Source organism: Stenotrophomonas sp. 1278, assembly GCF_029892765.1.
Classification (GTDB): domain Bacteria; phylum Pseudomonadota; class Gammaproteobacteria; order Xanthomonadales; family Xanthomonadaceae; genus Stenotrophomonas; species Stenotrophomonas indicatrix.
Genome location: NZ_JARXWD010000001.1, coordinates 344382 through 359079, shown reverse-complemented (window position 1 = coordinate 359079; position 14698 = coordinate 344382). Strand labels below are relative to the sequence as shown.

Here is a 14698-nt window from a genome sequence, read left to right as displayed (position 1 = left end):
CATTTTACGCGTCAAACGCCCAGCTTGCAAAGATTGTGTTATTCCCCGGCAAAATCCGCTGCCGGCACGCGCCCGACGAGCCGGGTCCAGGCGCCTTCCCGGCCCGGCGCCTGTACCGCGCTGCGGACCTGCTGCAGAAACGGCGCGCGCGGCAGGTGCTCGGCGCCCATGCGCAGCAGATGCGGATTCTCCACCTGCGCGTCGATCAGTGGCCAACCCCAGCCGTGAAGCGTGCGTGCCAGTGCGGCCAGCGCCACCTTGGAGCCGCCACTTTCGCCGCTGAACATGCTTTCACCGAAGAACATCGTGCCGATGGCCACACCATAGATGCCGCCGACCAGCGTCTGCCGATCCCACACCTCGAAGGAATGTGCGAAACCCAGGTCGTGCAGCTGGCTGTAGGCATCCACCATCGCCGGGCTGATCCAGGTGCCGTCCTGGCCGGGGCGGGGCGCGCTGGCGCAGGCACGCATCACCTGGCTGAAGGCGGTATCGGCGGTCACTTCCCAGCAGTTGCCGCGCAGTTGCCGGCGGAACCTGCTGCTCAGGTGCACGCCGTCGGTACGGAACACCATGCGCGGGTCCGGCGACCACCACAGGATCGGCTCGCCTTCACTGAACCACGGAAAGATGCCGCCGGCATAGGCATTGAGCAGGCGCAGCGGGTGCAGGTCGCCGCCCACCGCAAGCAGGCCATCGGGTTGGCGCAGCGCTGTCTCGGCCGGCGGGAAGGGGGCATCCGGCGCATCGGCCAGGCGCCAGGGCAACTGACGGGTCATGCCGGCATTGTATTCGTCGTGGCGACGCGCGATGTCTGGCACCATCACGCACGACCGGCAAGGAGCCCCGCATGAGCGATCCGATCACCGCCATCCTCGATGCGCACGATGCGCCGCGCACACGCAATGACAGCCTGGCCATGCTGTTGACCCTGGCCAGCGAAGACCGCCCACAGCTTGGCGCGCTGCTGCTGCAGGCGCTGGATCGCCGCTCACCCGGCTCCACTTTCCTCGACACTGCGCTGGATCTGCTGCCGGACGAGGCTGTCGCCCCGGTCTGTATTGACGCCTGGCGGCGCTATCGTGACGGCGAGCGCGGCGAGCTGCTGACCAGCGTGCTGGAGTTTGCCAGCTACCAGGCGCCGCACACGCTGCAGGACGATTGGGAGGCGCTGCTGGAGGTCGCCATCGAGGATCACATCCAGCTGGCCTCGCAGGTCTGGCAGGCATTGCCGCCGTCGGTTGCGACTGACTGGGCGCATCGGTTGACCGAGGCAGACGACGATCGCGAACTGGAGCGGGCCAAGGCAGTGCTGCTGGCCACCCGGCCGGAGACCCACGCCGCCGCCCGTGGCTACCTGGCCGACTGGAGCGACCTGGATGCCGAGGTCTGGGCGCACTGGGCGGGCCTGGCCGATGGCCCGCGTCTGCGCCGCCTGCATGGCCAGCAACCGCTGCACCTGCGTTTCGGGCGCGAACAGCATCGCGCACAGGTGGCCGAAGAGCCTGCCTGGCGCAAGCGGATCTGGCGGCTGCATCCCAGCTGGAATGGCGGCCAGGTGCTTCACGCCGGGCGCGTGGGCGGGCTGCTCGATGCCTTGTGCGGCAGCTGTCATGCGCCGCTGCAGCGTCTGCTGCAGTCCGATGCTGCGGCGCTGCAGCCGGACGCGGAGGGTGAGGTCACGCTCGGGCTGTGCCTGGACTGCTGTGGCTGGGAAGACCCGCCCGTGCGTTTCTATCGGCACGATGCAGAGGGCATGCCGAGCTGCCACCCCAGCCAGCACTGCCAGGTGCCGATCAATCCCACCGACAGCGGCGACCTGCTGCAGGCCGAAGTGGGTCTTGCCGCGATGGACAGCCATCGCTGGCAGCAGCAGGACTGGGGCCAGTCCAATCACCGGCAGAACCTGTCGCGGGTGGGTGGCGCACCGAGCTGGGTGCAGAGCGCGCACTACCCGACGTGCATCGATTGTGGCGAGCAGATGCCTTTCGTGATGCAGCTGGACTCAACGTTGCCGACCACCAATGAAGGCATGGTGCTGTGGGGTAGTGGCGGCATGCTGTACAGCTTCTGGTGCGCGAAGTGCCGGGTGAGCGGGCACTTCTGGCAGTGCACCTGAGCGCAGCATCCCCGCCATTGCCGTGGTAGATGCCAACCTTGGTTGGCACGCTTCTCCGACGCTACGGCTCCGCGCGGAACGGGCCATGACCCTGCAGCTCCTGCTGGTAGCGCCGCACATCGCGTCGCTCCTGTCGGCACCAGTCGCGCAGCGCATCGGCGAAGTCCGCGTCGGCTACCCAATGCCGGCTGCGCACGATGGTGGGCAGGAAGCCACGTGCCAGCTTGTGCTCGCCCTGCGCACCCGGCTCGAAGCGAGCCACGCCCTCGCGCAGGCAGTACTCGATGCCCTGGTAGTAGCAGGCCTCGAAGTGCAGGCCGGGCAGGGTGGCACCGCCCCAGTAGCGGCCGTACAGCGTGTCGCCACCGCGCAGGCACAACGCGCCGGCGATGGGTTCGCCGTCCTGTTCGGCCAGGAACAGCACCAGCCCGCGTCCCAGTGAAACCGCCAGATGGCGCAGGAACGCTTCGGTCAGCGCCGGCGCGTTGCCGTATTCCAGGAACGTCTGCAGGTAGAAGCGGTACATCGCCTGCAGATCGGCGCGGGTGGCCTCGTCGCCATGCACCACCCGGAAGCTGATGCCCTGGCGGCCGACCTTGGCGCGCTCCTGGCGGATGTTCTTGCGGTGTTTGTGGTCCATCGCGCCCAGGAACTCTTCGAACGTCACCCAGTCACCCGGGTTATGCCACTGGAACTGGATGTCCTCGCGCAGCAACCAGTCGTCGTCGAAGATTGTTTCGTCAGCCGCTGTGTGGAAGTTGATGTGTGCTGATGACACATCCAGCACAGGCAACTGTTCGCGCAGTGCCGTCAGGAGGGCGGTGCGCTGCGCATCGTCACGGGCCAGCAGGCGCGGGCCAGTCACCGGCGAGTACGGCACCGCGCCGAGCCACTTCGGGTAGTAGTCGCGTCCGTGCCGCGCATAGGCATTGGCCCAGGCGTGGTCGAACACGAATTCACCGTGGGAATTGGTCTTCAGGTAGCCGGGAACGGCGCCGACCAGGGCATCACCGTCCCAGAGGGTGAAGTGCTGCGGCTGCCAGCCCCAGTCCTCGCGCAGGCAGCCGTAGGTTTCCAGGCCGGACAGGAAGGCGTGGCTGACGAATGGATTGCGGCCATCGTGCAGAGCATCCCACGCGGTGGCGGGAACGGACTGCAGGGAGTCGAGGAAGCGGGCGGTGGGCATGGGAAGAGGATAGGGCAGGTGAGGTGCGGGATGACGGTGTCGCGGCGCCGCGGGTTGAGTTTAACCAGCCGGGGTGAGGGTCTGATCGCCCGTCACGATGGGAGTGACGCGGTGCCGATTGGCGTCGGCCTTGGATCACTCGGTACCGCTAACTGCAGGAGGCACGGCCGATGCCGTTCAGTGTTCGCGAATGGACAGCTTGCCTTTCTCAAAATTCTCGGGGGAGCTGTTCGAGGCTGGCGAGGAATGGCTTGTTGCGGCGTTGGTAGGCGCGATGGGCCTGAGGGAAATTGTGAATTCCCGGATCTGAAACGCCTAGCATTACATCCCTTTTGAGGGCTTGGGAGTGTTGATCCGTGCGACACGCGTGGCGCACTCCCCAACCTTTCAAAGGAACTGATATGAATTTCGTGCGCGCGTTCCGCCCCATTGGATTGGCGTCGATCATTGCCTGCACCTTACCCTGTCCGCAGGCGCTCACTCAGCCTTTACCGCCCGCCGCTGATACAGATGTGGCGTTGGATCTTCTATTGACGCGGCAAGCACAGAAGATCCTGGATGACCACCAGTTGCGCAGGTCCAGATCCACGGGCATATCAGTTGGTGCCTCTGTTGATATCCAGCAAAGGAAGCTCGTCATCAGCTTCGGGGCTGGAATCCTGCCGTCGGAGGACGATCATTCGCTCGAGGAACTGGAGCAGCACATCAGGAACACCCTGGAGGCCTACACGACGCAGGCCGGCGTAGGCGAAGTTGAAACGGTCATTCTTTACGAGGGAAAGCCCTACTGGGAACACTTTCCTCGCGGCATCAGTGCGCAAGAGCAGGGCTCTGCCAGGCAGGCAGGGGGCCAGGTTCTTGTCTCGGCCAGTCACGGGCTGCTGAGAGTGCACCCCGGTATGGGGTGGGAATTCCAGCGGCCTGTACGCAATGGCGTGCGGGAGGATCTGATTACGCCCGGATATGCGGACGAGTTGCAACGGCTGCTGGAAGATCGAGGGGGTGTGACCGTGCATCGTGCGCGTCGCGGCGGGGGCGGTACGCACCCGGATTCGATGCGTCCGTGGTATGAGATGTCAGCTCGTTACCATCTCAAGGATCTTCTTCCTGATCGGACAGATATCTGGAATCACTTTGCGAACAGTACTGCGAGCGACAGGGAGGTGTCAGATGACATCCGCGCTCGACCGTACTACGCGAATCATCTCGGCGTTGCAGGGATGCTCAGCATTCACACCAATGCGGATGTCCCAGGCGTTGCCCGTGGGTCAAGGGTTTTCTACCATTCAAGCAAGCCAGCGGATCGACAGCTGGCCGATCTGACGTTGTGCTACATGCGGGAGCTCATCACCGCACAGGAGGGTTACGCTGACTTTCCTGTTCCCCGAGAGGGCGTCGCCGCAGGACATGGTGAAAACAACTTCGCAACCATGCCGTCCATAGTGGTCGAGGTGGCTTTTCACACAAATGCCGCGGACGCCGCCGCCCTCCAGGACCCGGTGTTCCGTGCCGCTTCCATGAAAGGAGTTGAGAAGGGCTACCGGCTCTTCCGCGAAGGCAAGGGCTGCGTTCCGTTGGAGGCCGAGCCCATCCAGGGAATACGGTTGCCTCAGGGAAGCTCACAGCAGGTGGATGTCGCCTTCGAGGGCTATCCGCAGTACCCCATCGAACTGGTCACCACGAACGTGGGCTGCCCGCCCGGATGGACCTGCAGCGACGGAAAGGTTCGCATCACTAGCCCCGACGACAAACCCAGCCAGATTACCCTGCGGTGCGAGAACGCCGGGAGTGCGCCAATTCTGTGGGATACGCGGGTCGTGGACGCCGATGGCGTGAAATCGCCACCTGTGCGCCACGTCGTGCAGTGCATCCGAACATCGCGCGGGTTGAGCGAGGCTCCGATCATCTCTGCCGGTGTGGAGACCGCGACGGCAGGTTGAATGCTTTGAAGCGGGCGCTTTCGCGCCCGCTTCAAGTCAACTCTGTCTCGACGCTACAGAAGCCAGCCTCAGCTGGCCTTGCCCTGTGCATCCAGGTAACGCTCTGCGTCCAGTGCGGCCATGCAGCCGAAGCCGGCCGAGGTGATCGCCTGGCGATAGTGCTGGTCGGCCACGTCGCCGGCGGCGAACACGCCTTCCACCGAGGTCTGGGTGGCGTTGCCGCCCAGGCCCGAACGGATTTCCAGGTAGCCGTTGTTCATGGTCAGCTGGCCGTCAAACAGCTGGGTATTCGGGTGGTGGCCGATGGCCACGAAGAAGCCGTGGGCATCGATGTCGCGGGTGCTGCCGTCCAGGGTCGACTTCACGCGCACGCCGGTCACGCCGGCCTCGTTGCCCAGCACTTCCTCCACCTGGTGGTGCCAGACGGTTTCGATCTTGCCGGCTTCAACCTTGGCGAACAGCTTGTCCTGCATGATCTTTTCCGCCTTCAGGGTGTCGCGACGGTGGACCAGGTAGACCTTGCGGGCGATGTTGGACAGGTACAGCGCTTCTTCCACGGCGGTGTTGCCGCCGCCGACCACGACCACGTCCTGGTCACGGTAGAAGAAGCCGTCGCAGGTGGCGCAGGCGGAGACGCCGCGGCCCTTGAACTCGTCTTCGGTCGGGATGCCCAGGTACTTGGCGGTCGCGCCGGTGGAGATGATCAGGGCGTCGCAGGTGTATTCGTGGCTGTCGCCGATCAGCTTGAACGGGCGCTGCGACAGGTCCGCGGTATGGATGTGGTCGAAGATGACCTCGGTCTCGAAGCGCTCTGCGTGGGCCTGCATGCGCGCCATCAGGTCCGGGCCCATCAGGCCATGGGCGTCACCCGGCCAGTTGTCCACTTCGGTGGTGGTCATCAGCTGGCCACCCTGCTGCAGGCCGGTGATGACGACCGGCTTCAGGTTGGCGCGGGCAGCGTAGACGGCAGCGGTCCAACCGGCCGGGCCGGAACCGAGGATGACAAGACGCTGGTGGCGGGAGGGCAGGCTGGTGCTCATGTAGACTCGCGAAAAGGTAGATGGGACAAGGCGCGGCGATGTTTGCACAGCATCCTTGGCTGGTCATAGAGTGGCGGCTGGGGCAGGGCGATTCAAGCCGATGAACAGAACAGCGCCATCCACGGGCGGTTTCCGGCCCTGTCCCCGCTTGCGCGGCAACGGATAACTGAAAACTGACGCCGTCTCGTTTATTATCAAACACTAACAGCGCATTCCAAAGGTATGGTCTAAGGTGGCGAAGCAGGTCCCCGAACGCTCCAAGTCCGACGACAAAAAGGCATCGCGTCGCTCGGCGGCAGCGGCCACGACCGACAACCCACGCCGTCAGCGCCTGTGGCGCGACCTGGGTCTGATCGCCATCGCGCCGGCGCTGCTGTATCTGGCTGCCAGCCTTTTCACCTATTCAGCGACGGACCCGGGCTGGTCACACACCGGCAGCGTGGTTGCGCCGGTACACAACATGGGCGGCCGCGCGGGCGCGTGGATCGCCGACGTGCTGCTCCAGCTGTTCGGCTACATCGCTTTCCTGCTGCCGGTGGTGCTGGGCGCGCTGGCCTGGATCGCAATGTTCGGCCTCAAGCGTGAGAGCAAGGGCGAGAACGATCTGGACCCCGCGTTGCGGCTGGTTGGCCTGGTCGGCTTCCTGATCGCCGGCACCGGTTTCCTGCACGTTCGCCTGTTCAGTGGCGATGTCTCCAGTGCCGGCGGCATTCTCGGCAAGCTGGTCGGCAATTCGCTCAGCGTGGGCTTTGGTGCGCTGGGGGCAAACCTGTTCGTGCTGGTGCTGCTGCTGGCCTCGATCACCCTGGCCACGGGCCTGTCCTGGTTCGTGGTGATGGAGAAGATCGGTCGCGGCGTGATGTCGCTGGCACCGTTGCTCGAGCGCAAGAAGGAGCAGGCCACCGAATGGCAGCAGACCCGCGTCCTGCGCGAGGAACGCCAGGAAGTGCGCAAGGCCGATGCCGAAGTGCGTGCCAAGCGCGAGCCGGTGAAGATCGAGCCGCGCCCGGAGCCGGTGATCGAAAAGAGCGACCGGGCCAAGCGCGACAACCAGATCCCGATGTTCCGTGGCGTCAATGGCGACGGCTCGGACCTGCCGCCGCTGGCCCTGCTGGATGATCCCAAGCCGCAACCCGTGGGCTATGACAAGGACACCCTGGACGCGCTCTCGCGGCAGATCGAGTTCAAGCTCAAGGACTTCCGCATCGATGCACAGGTGGTCGGCGCCAATCCCGGCCCGGTCATCACCCGCTTCGAGATCGAGCCGGCGCCGGGCATCAAGGTCAGCCAGATCAGTTCGCTGGACAAGGACATCGCCCGCGGCCTGTCGGTCAAGTCGGTGCGTGTGGTCGATGTGATCCCGGGCAAGTCGGTGATCGGCCTGGAAATCCCCAACGTCACCCGCGAGATGATCTACCTGTCCGAGCTGCTGCGCTCGAAGGAGTACGACAAGTCGGCCAGTTCGCTGACCCTCGCGCTGGGCAAGGACATCGCCGGTCGCTCGACCGTGGCCGACCTGGCGCGCATGCCGCACCTGCTGGTGGCCGGTACCACCGGTTCGGGCAAGTCGGTGGCGGTCAACGCGATGGTGTTGAGCCTGCTGTTCAAGGCGTCGCCGAAAGACCTGCGGATGCTGATGATCGACCCGAAGATGCTCGAACTGAGCGTCTACCAGGGCATTCCGCATCTGCTGGCGCCGGTGGTCACCGACATGAAGGAGGCCGCCAACGGCCTGCGCTGGTGCGTGGCCGAGATGGAGCGCCGCTACAAGCTGATGAGCGCGGTGGGCGTGCGCAACCTGGCTGGCTTCAACAAGAAGGTGAAGGACGCCCAGGACGCCGGCCAGCCGATGATGGACCCGCTGTTCAAGCCTAACCCGGAGCTGGGCGAGGCGCCGCGCCCGCTGGAGACGCTGCCGTTCATCGTCATCTTCATCGACGAATTCGCCGACATGATGATGATCGTCGGCAAGAAGGTCGAAGAGCTGATCGCGCGACTGGCGCAGAAGGCGCGTGCGGCCGGCATCCACCTGATCCTGGCCACCCAGCGCCCGTCGGTTGACGTCATCACCGGCCTGATCAAGGCCAACATTCCCACCCGCATCGCCTTCCAGGTCAGCTCGAAGATCGATTCGCGCACCATCCTCGACCAGTCCGGCGCCGAGACGCTGCTCGGTCACGGCGACATGCTGTACCTGCCGCCGGGCACGGCGATGCCCGAGCGTGTGCACGGCGCCTTCGTGTCCGATGAGGAAGTGCATCGCGTGGTCGAGCACCTCAAGGCAATGGGGCCGGCCGACTATGTCGACGGCGTGCTGGACGAAGTACAGACGATGGGCGATGGCGTGGTGGTCGGTGCGACTGGCCTGCCGGAGACCAGTTCCGGCGGCGGCGATGAGTCCGACCCGCTGTACGACGAAGCGCTGCGCGTGGTCACCGAGACCCGCCGCGCGTCGATTTCCGGCGTGCAGCGTCGCCTGAAGATCGGCTACAACCGCGCGGCGCGACTGATCGAGGCCATGGAAGCGGCCGGTGTGGTCAGTCCGCCCGAGCACAACGGCGACCGCACCGTGCTGGCACCGCCGCCGCCGAAGTAAGCCAAGCCCTGCCGCATTCCCGACGTCCAAGGAACCGACGCATGCTTCAACCCGTTTCCTGCGCGCTGGCGCTGGCCTGCCTGCTGGCAGCCGGCCCGGCGCTGGCCGATGCCGCCGCGACGGCTGTACCCGCAGTCGCGCCACCGTCCACCGGCAGCGATGCCGAGGCCAGCAACAACTTCAGCTTCGTACGTTATCGCGCCGACTACCAGGTGCGCGCCGATGCCGGCAACGTGCAGACTGAAACCTACGAAATCCTGCTCAAGACCAAGGCAGCGGTGGAGCAGTTCAGCCAGGTGCGGTTGAGCTACAGCGAGAAGATGGAAACGCTGGATGTGGTCAACGCCTATACGCTGACCGCCGACGGCCAGCGTCGCGAAGTGCCGGCCGATCGCATCTACACCCAGGAAAGCTATTCCAGTGCCTCGGCGGCGATGTATGCCGACCGCAAGGTGCGGGTGATCGTGTTCCCGAACCTGGCGCCGGGCACGCGGCTGTTCTACCAGGTGCGCCGGACCCAGCTGACGCCCTATTTCCCGGGCTACTTCGGCCTGTGGGAAACCTTCAATGTGTTCACCCAGTACGACGATGCCGAAGTGACCCTCAGCGCGCCGGCCAATCTGCCCATGTTCGTGGACAGCCGTGGCGTGCAGGGCAGTGACCGACCGGTGGTGAAGAACGGCCAGGCGCAATGGCGCTGGCGCTACCAGCGCCGCGAGCCGATGCAGGCGCAGAACTGGTCGGCGGCGGTGTGGGAGTTCGGGCCGAACATCATGGCCAGCACCTATCGCGACTGGGCGCAGATGGGCCGCGCCTACCAACTGAAAGCAGGGCCGGCCGCACAGGTCACCCCGGAGATCCAGGCGCTGGCCGATGAAGTCACCGCCGGCATCAGCGACCGTCGCGCGCAGGCCGATGCGCTGTACCGCTGGGTGGCGCAGAACATCCGCTACGTGGCGGTGTACCTGGGCAATGGCGGCCTGGAGCCGAACAGTGCGCAGAGCATCCTCGACAACCACTATGGCGACTGCAAGGACCACGTAACGATCCTCGAGGCGCTGCTGGCGGCCAAGGGCATCACCAGTTCGCCGGTGCTGATCGGTGCCGGTGGCGGCCCGACGCTGCCGAAGATTCCGCTGCTGGGCCGCTTCAACCACGCCATCACCTACGTGCCCGAGTTCGACCTGTACCTGGATTCGACCAGTGCCTGGGCGCGCTTCGGCCAGCTGCCCGATGGCGACCTCGGTGCGCCGGTGCTGCACACGCGTGATGCCACCCTGGCGCGCACGCCGGCCAATGATCCGCAGCGCAACGCCACGGTGATGGAGGTGCGCTTCACCTTCGACGCGCAGGGCAACCTGCGTGGCGAGACAGTGCCGCAGCTGAGCGACAACGCCGAGATCGGCATGCGCGCGCAGTTCGCCCAGCTCAATGCACAGAACCGGGCGCGCGCTGAAGAATCGATCATGGCCGCGTCCGGTTTCGATGGCCGCGGCCAGCTGCAGCTGCAGGGTGTGCCGGTCGACCTGACCCGGCCGTTTGGCTATCGCATGGCCTTCCAGGCCGAGGACTACGTGGACTTCGATGTGGCCGGCGGCATGGCCGTGCCCGATCCGCCCGGTGGTGAATCGGTACGCGGGCTGTATGCCAGCGCCTCGGCACCGGACAACGAGACGCCGTTTTACTGCAATGCCAGCCTGCGCGAGGAAACCTATCGCCTGCAGTTCCCGGCCAATGCCCCGATCATCGCGATTCCGCGCAGCCAGCGGTTTGCCAATGCGGCCGGCGAGTACCGGGTCGACTGGAGCCGGCAGGGCCAGGAAGTGACCGTGCATCACCGCCTGCAGCAGAACGCGGTGCGCGGCGCCGAGGCGCTGTGCCAGCCGCAGGACTATGCAGCGTTCCGCGCGCTGTTCCGCGAGGTGCGCCGCGGCTTCCGTGGCCAGGTGCTGTACGGCAAGCTGCCGGCCGCTGGCAGCTGAATCGCCGATCAGCGATCAGGGCGTCATAATGGCGTCCTGATCGCCCATTCATCTTTCGCCGGGCACACTGGCACCCAACTTTCCTGGCCGCGCGCCCACAGGATCCCTGCATGAACCTTCGCCTCCGCCGTTTCCTTGCCACCACCACCCTGGCCGTGGCCTGCGCCGCTGCCGGCAGCGCCTGGGCCGGCGCCCGTGATGACCTGAAAACCTTCACCACCGGCCTGAAGGGCCTGGATGGGCAGTTCAGCCAGCAGGTGTTCGACAGCCGCGGCAAGGTCAAGGAATCCACCAGTGGTCGCGTCGCTTTGTCGGCACCGCGCCTGTTCCGTTGGGAATACGTGCGCCCGCACGAGCAGCTGATCGTGGCTGACGGCAAGAAGGTGTGGATGTTCGAGCCGGACCTGGAGCAGGCGACCGTGCGCGAGCAGGGCAAGGAAGAGCAGAACAGCCCGCTGACCGCGCTGATCAACCCGGCACTGCTGGAGCAGCAGTACGACGTGAGCGAAGAGGCCGCTACCCGCGATGGCCTGCAGTGGCTGTCGCTGTCGCCGAAGCGCGAGACCGAAGCCAGCTTCCAGTACGCCGCGCTGGGCTTCAACGCGCAGGGCCTGGCGAAGATGGAGATCACCGACGCCGTGGGCCAGCGCACCGTGATCAGCTTCAGCGGCTGGAAGCGCAACCCCAGCTTCGCCGCCAACACCTTCCGCTTCACCCCGCCGGCCGGTACCGACGTCATCGGCAACTGATCGCGGTCGCCGGGCATGGCCCGGCGCTACCGCTTTTGGTAGGTGTCAACCTTGGTTGACATGCTTTTGATCTGCCGGCCAGCGGCCGGCACTACCGATTGCCGCACATCTCCGATCCGCCGGGCATGGCCCGGCGCTACCGCCCTTGGTAGGCGTCAACCTTGGTTGGCATGCTCTCGGCACCGCCTTGGTGGGTGTCAACCTTGGTTGACATGCTTTTGATCTGCCGGCCAGCGGCCGGCACTACCGATTGCCGCACATCTCCGGTCAGTCGGGCATGGCCCGGCGCTACCGTCCTTGGTGGGTGCCAACCTTGGTTGGCACGCTCTCGCGGTACAATGACCGCGTGCCAAGACATCGCTCCACTTCATTCCCCGGCCCCGATCTGCTGAGTGTTGATCGGGAACACATGCGCCCGCTGGCCGAGCGCATGCGCCCCCGCACCCTGGATGAGATGGTCGGGCAGAAGCGTCTGCTCGCTCCAGAGAGCGCGCTGCGCCGCGCCGTCGAATCCGGACGCGTGCATTCGATGATCCTGTGGGGGCCGCCCGGCTGCGGCAAGACCACGCTGGCGCTGTTGCTGGCTGAATACTCCGACGCCGAGTTCCGTGCCATTTCCGCCGTGCTGTCCGGCCTGCCGGAGGTGCGCCAAGTGCTGGCAGAGGCCGCGCAGCGCTTCGCCGAAGGTCGTCGCACGGTGCTGTTCGTCGACGAAGTGCACCGCTTCAACAAAGCGCAGCAGGATGCGTTCCTGCCGCACATCGAGCGCGGCACCATCCTGTTTGTTGGTGCAACCACCGAGAACCCGTCGTTCGAGTTGAACTCGGCGCTGCTGTCGCGTTGCCGCGTGCACGTGCTGGAAGGTGTTTCGCCAACCGACATCGTCGAAGCCCTGGAACGTGCGCTCGGTGATCGCGAGCGCGGGCTGGGCGAGGAACGCATCGAAGTCGCGCCCGAGCTGCTGCTGGAGATCGCCACCGCCGCTGATGGCGACGTCCGCCGTGCGCTGACCCTGCTGGAAATCGCCGCCGAGCTGGCGGGCGGGGAGGGTGGTCGCATCACCCCGCAGACGCTGACCCAGGTGCTGGCCGACCGCACCCGCCGCTTCGACAAGGGCGGCGAGCAGTTCTACGACCAGATCTCGGCGCTACACAAGTCGGTGCGCAGCTCCAACCCGGATGCCGCGCTGTACTGGCTGACGCGGATGCTCGACGGTGGCTGCGATCCGTCCTATCTGGCGCGCCGGCTGACCCGCATGGCCATCGAGGACATCGGCCTGGCCGATCCTCGCGCGCAGAGCATGGCGCTGGAAGCGTGGGACATCTACGAGCGGCTCGGCAGCCCGGAAGGCGAGCTCGCCTTCGCGCAGCTGGTGCTGTACCTGGCCAGCACCGCCAAGTCGAATGCCGGCTATGCCGCCTTCAACCAGGCCAAGGCCGATGTGCGCGACAGTGGTACCGAAGAAGTGCCGCTGCACCTGCGCAATGCACCGACCAAGCTGATGAAGGAGCTGGGCTACGGTGCCGAGTACCAGTACGACCATGACGCCGAAGGCGGCATCGCGCTGGACCAGACCGGTTTCCCCGATGCGATGGGCGAGCGGGTGTATTACAACCCGGTGCCGCGCGGGCTGGAGATCAAGTTGAAGGAAAAGCTCGACCGGCTGCGTGCCGAGCGTGAGGCGGCGAGGGCGGCCAAGGGCCTCTGATTGCCCTTGGGGGCTTCGATTGATGGTTCCAATCTGAGAAGACGAGGCGGGCTGGAGCCGCACGCCGAGTCCTTTCGGCGCAAATGTGCACCCTGCACGATCAGTGGCGTAGCCTCGGTTGATCTTCGTCGGCCTGCGTTGCATGCGTCTGCTTGGCAGGAGGGTTGCGGATGATCCTGTGTACGTCAGAGCTGCTCAGCGTGGAAACCCGTGACTCTGAATTGAGTCTTATGGTTACTTCGTTGCCAAAGTCCAACAGCAATTTCGCGCTGCAACGGACGGTTCCTTTTCCATAGGGGGTGCACCCTTGGGTGGGCATGGCCACGGCCGCATCACTGAGAACGATGTCAACCTGCTCTCCGCCGCCTCGATTCATGCCGATCAGCAGCTTCGATGTCTGCGCAGCCATCCAGTCAGGCTGCGTGATGGCGACCATGCAGCCAAACATCATCATCATGAAAGCAAAAACAGTCACCACTTCGATTCCGGACCTGCGGACGCGAGCCTGAATTTGAACTTGGATGTACACGATGACCATGTACAAGACGGTCAGCGCCAGCAACGCGGCCCACTGAACGGCCTCGGGAAGTGGCTCAAGAAGGTTGAGGTATTGACGGTGCCACACGAGGAGGATCGCGCCGATCCAGAGCCAGGAAAGGCTAAGCAAACTGTAGGCTGCGCATATCAACAATCGATTCAGTCGAGACCCTTCGGTCGGGATCGACAGGAGGGTTGCGAAGGTGGCAACGATCAGCACCATCCAGAATGCGTGCATGAGGCCATTTGATGAGGGATATTGGCTGACCAGAAGCAGAACGATCCAGCCAGTGACTGCTGGCGGAGCAGCCCACTTGAGGAAGGCGCTGAGCTTCATGTCCGAGATACGAAATGCACTCTTGCCCTTCGACGGTTCGTCCGCGATCGAGGCAAGAAGCGCTGGGGCAATGTAGAACGTCGCGAGAAGTCCGCCAACGATCAACAGGAAGCCGGCGACCAGTAGAACGAGTGACTCCAGTCCCGCGCCGAATCGCGGATACGGGATCTGATTGACGCGCGTATATGTCCAGAGCTGGATGCCCCCAGAAGCCAAGGCGGGCAACCAGAGCAGTTTGGACATTACGAGGAAGTAGCGCTTTAGGTGTGTGAGGATGTCCTCCAGCGCTGCAATACCGGTGAGGCGTTCATCGGGGCTGCTTGGTTTGGACATGTAGCTCCATTCTGCGTTGGGCCGAGGGACGCGAATGATGGCAAGGAGGCTTCTCAGGGGGAGAGATGCCATGCGACGCTGCTCCCAGTTTGCAGGTCTTGGCTTTTCGTCGGCAGGGCCCTGAGCGGGCGCGTGATACATAGCGTGACGTTTGATCGATGTGATAATCAT

The 14698-nt window shown here is 64.9% G+C and carries 10 protein-coding genes; 6 read left to right on the top strand and 4 right to left on the bottom strand.

The features are described 5' to 3' along the window. Window positions 1-38: 38 nt before the first annotated feature. Window positions 39-779 (bottom strand): leucyl/phenylalanyl-tRNA--protein transferase, encoded by a 741-nt coding sequence (aat, locus tag M2299_RS01655; RefSeq protein WP_059064188.1) that lies wholly within the window; start codon window positions 777-779, stop codon window positions 39-41. 71 nt (window positions 780-850) lie between these two features. On the opposite strand from aat, the gene M2299_RS01650 reads away from it, so the two are divergent. Then, complete coding sequence (locus tag M2299_RS01650; RefSeq protein WP_280883742.1) at window positions 851-2119, top strand: hypothetical protein; 1269 nt, start codon at window positions 851-853, stop codon at window positions 2117-2119. Between the two features lie 61 nt (window positions 2120-2180). Here the strand turns inward: M2299_RS01650 and M2299_RS01645 are convergent, their stop codons facing one another. Continuing rightward, a complete protein-coding gene (locus tag M2299_RS01645) occupies window positions 2181-3305 on the bottom strand; it encodes a GNAT family N-acetyltransferase (protein WP_280883741.1) in 1125 nt (374 codons plus the stop codon). A gap of 401 nt (window positions 3306-3706) precedes the next feature. Between M2299_RS01645 and M2299_RS01640 the strand changes: the two genes are divergently transcribed. Further along, the gene (locus tag M2299_RS01640) at window positions 3707-5245 is read left to right on the top strand and encodes an N-acetylmuramoyl-L-alanine amidase (protein ID WP_280883740.1); all 1539 of its coding nucleotides are present in this window, start codon (window positions 3707-3709) and stop codon (window positions 5243-5245) included. A 68-nt stretch (window positions 5246-5313) separates the two neighbouring features. On the opposite strand, the gene trxB is transcribed toward M2299_RS01640, so the two are convergent. After that, entirely contained in the window at window positions 5314-6285 is a 972-nt protein-coding gene (gene trxB / locus M2299_RS01635; protein ID WP_025877237.1) for a thioredoxin-disulfide reductase, read from the bottom strand. Between the two features lie 232 nt (window positions 6286-6517). Between trxB and M2299_RS01630 the strand changes: the two genes are divergently transcribed. From M2299_RS01630 to M2299_RS01615, 4 genes are all read left to right on the top strand, one after another. Beyond that, on the top strand, window positions 6518-8881 hold the full coding sequence (locus tag M2299_RS01630) for a DNA translocase FtsK (protein ID WP_032974812.1): 2364 nt from the start codon (window positions 6518-6520) through the stop codon (window positions 8879-8881). Between the two features lie 41 nt (window positions 8882-8922). Next, complete coding sequence (locus tag M2299_RS01625; protein ID WP_059064157.1) at window positions 8923-10863, top strand: DUF3857 domain-containing protein; 1941 nt, start codon at window positions 8923-8925, stop codon at window positions 10861-10863. A 110-nt stretch (window positions 10864-10973) separates the two neighbouring features. After that, the gene (gene lolA / locus M2299_RS01620; protein WP_032974810.1) at window positions 10974-11612 is read left to right on the top strand and encodes an outer membrane lipoprotein chaperone LolA; all 639 of its coding nucleotides are present in this window, start codon (window positions 10974-10976) and stop codon (window positions 11610-11612) included. A gap of 409 nt (window positions 11613-12021) precedes the next feature. Continuing rightward, window positions 12022-13320, top strand: a complete 1299-nt coding sequence (locus M2299_RS01615) for a replication-associated recombination protein A (protein ID WP_280883739.1) — start codon at window positions 12022-12024, stop codon at window positions 13318-13320. Between the two features lie 100 nt (window positions 13321-13420). Here the strand turns inward: M2299_RS01615 and M2299_RS01610 are convergent, their stop codons facing one another. Next, window positions 13421-14527: a hypothetical protein gene (locus M2299_RS01610; RefSeq protein ID WP_280883738.1), complete on the bottom strand. Its 1107-nt coding sequence runs from the start codon at window positions 14525-14527 to the stop codon at window positions 13421-13423. Between the last annotated feature and the right edge of the window lie 171 nt (window positions 14528-14698).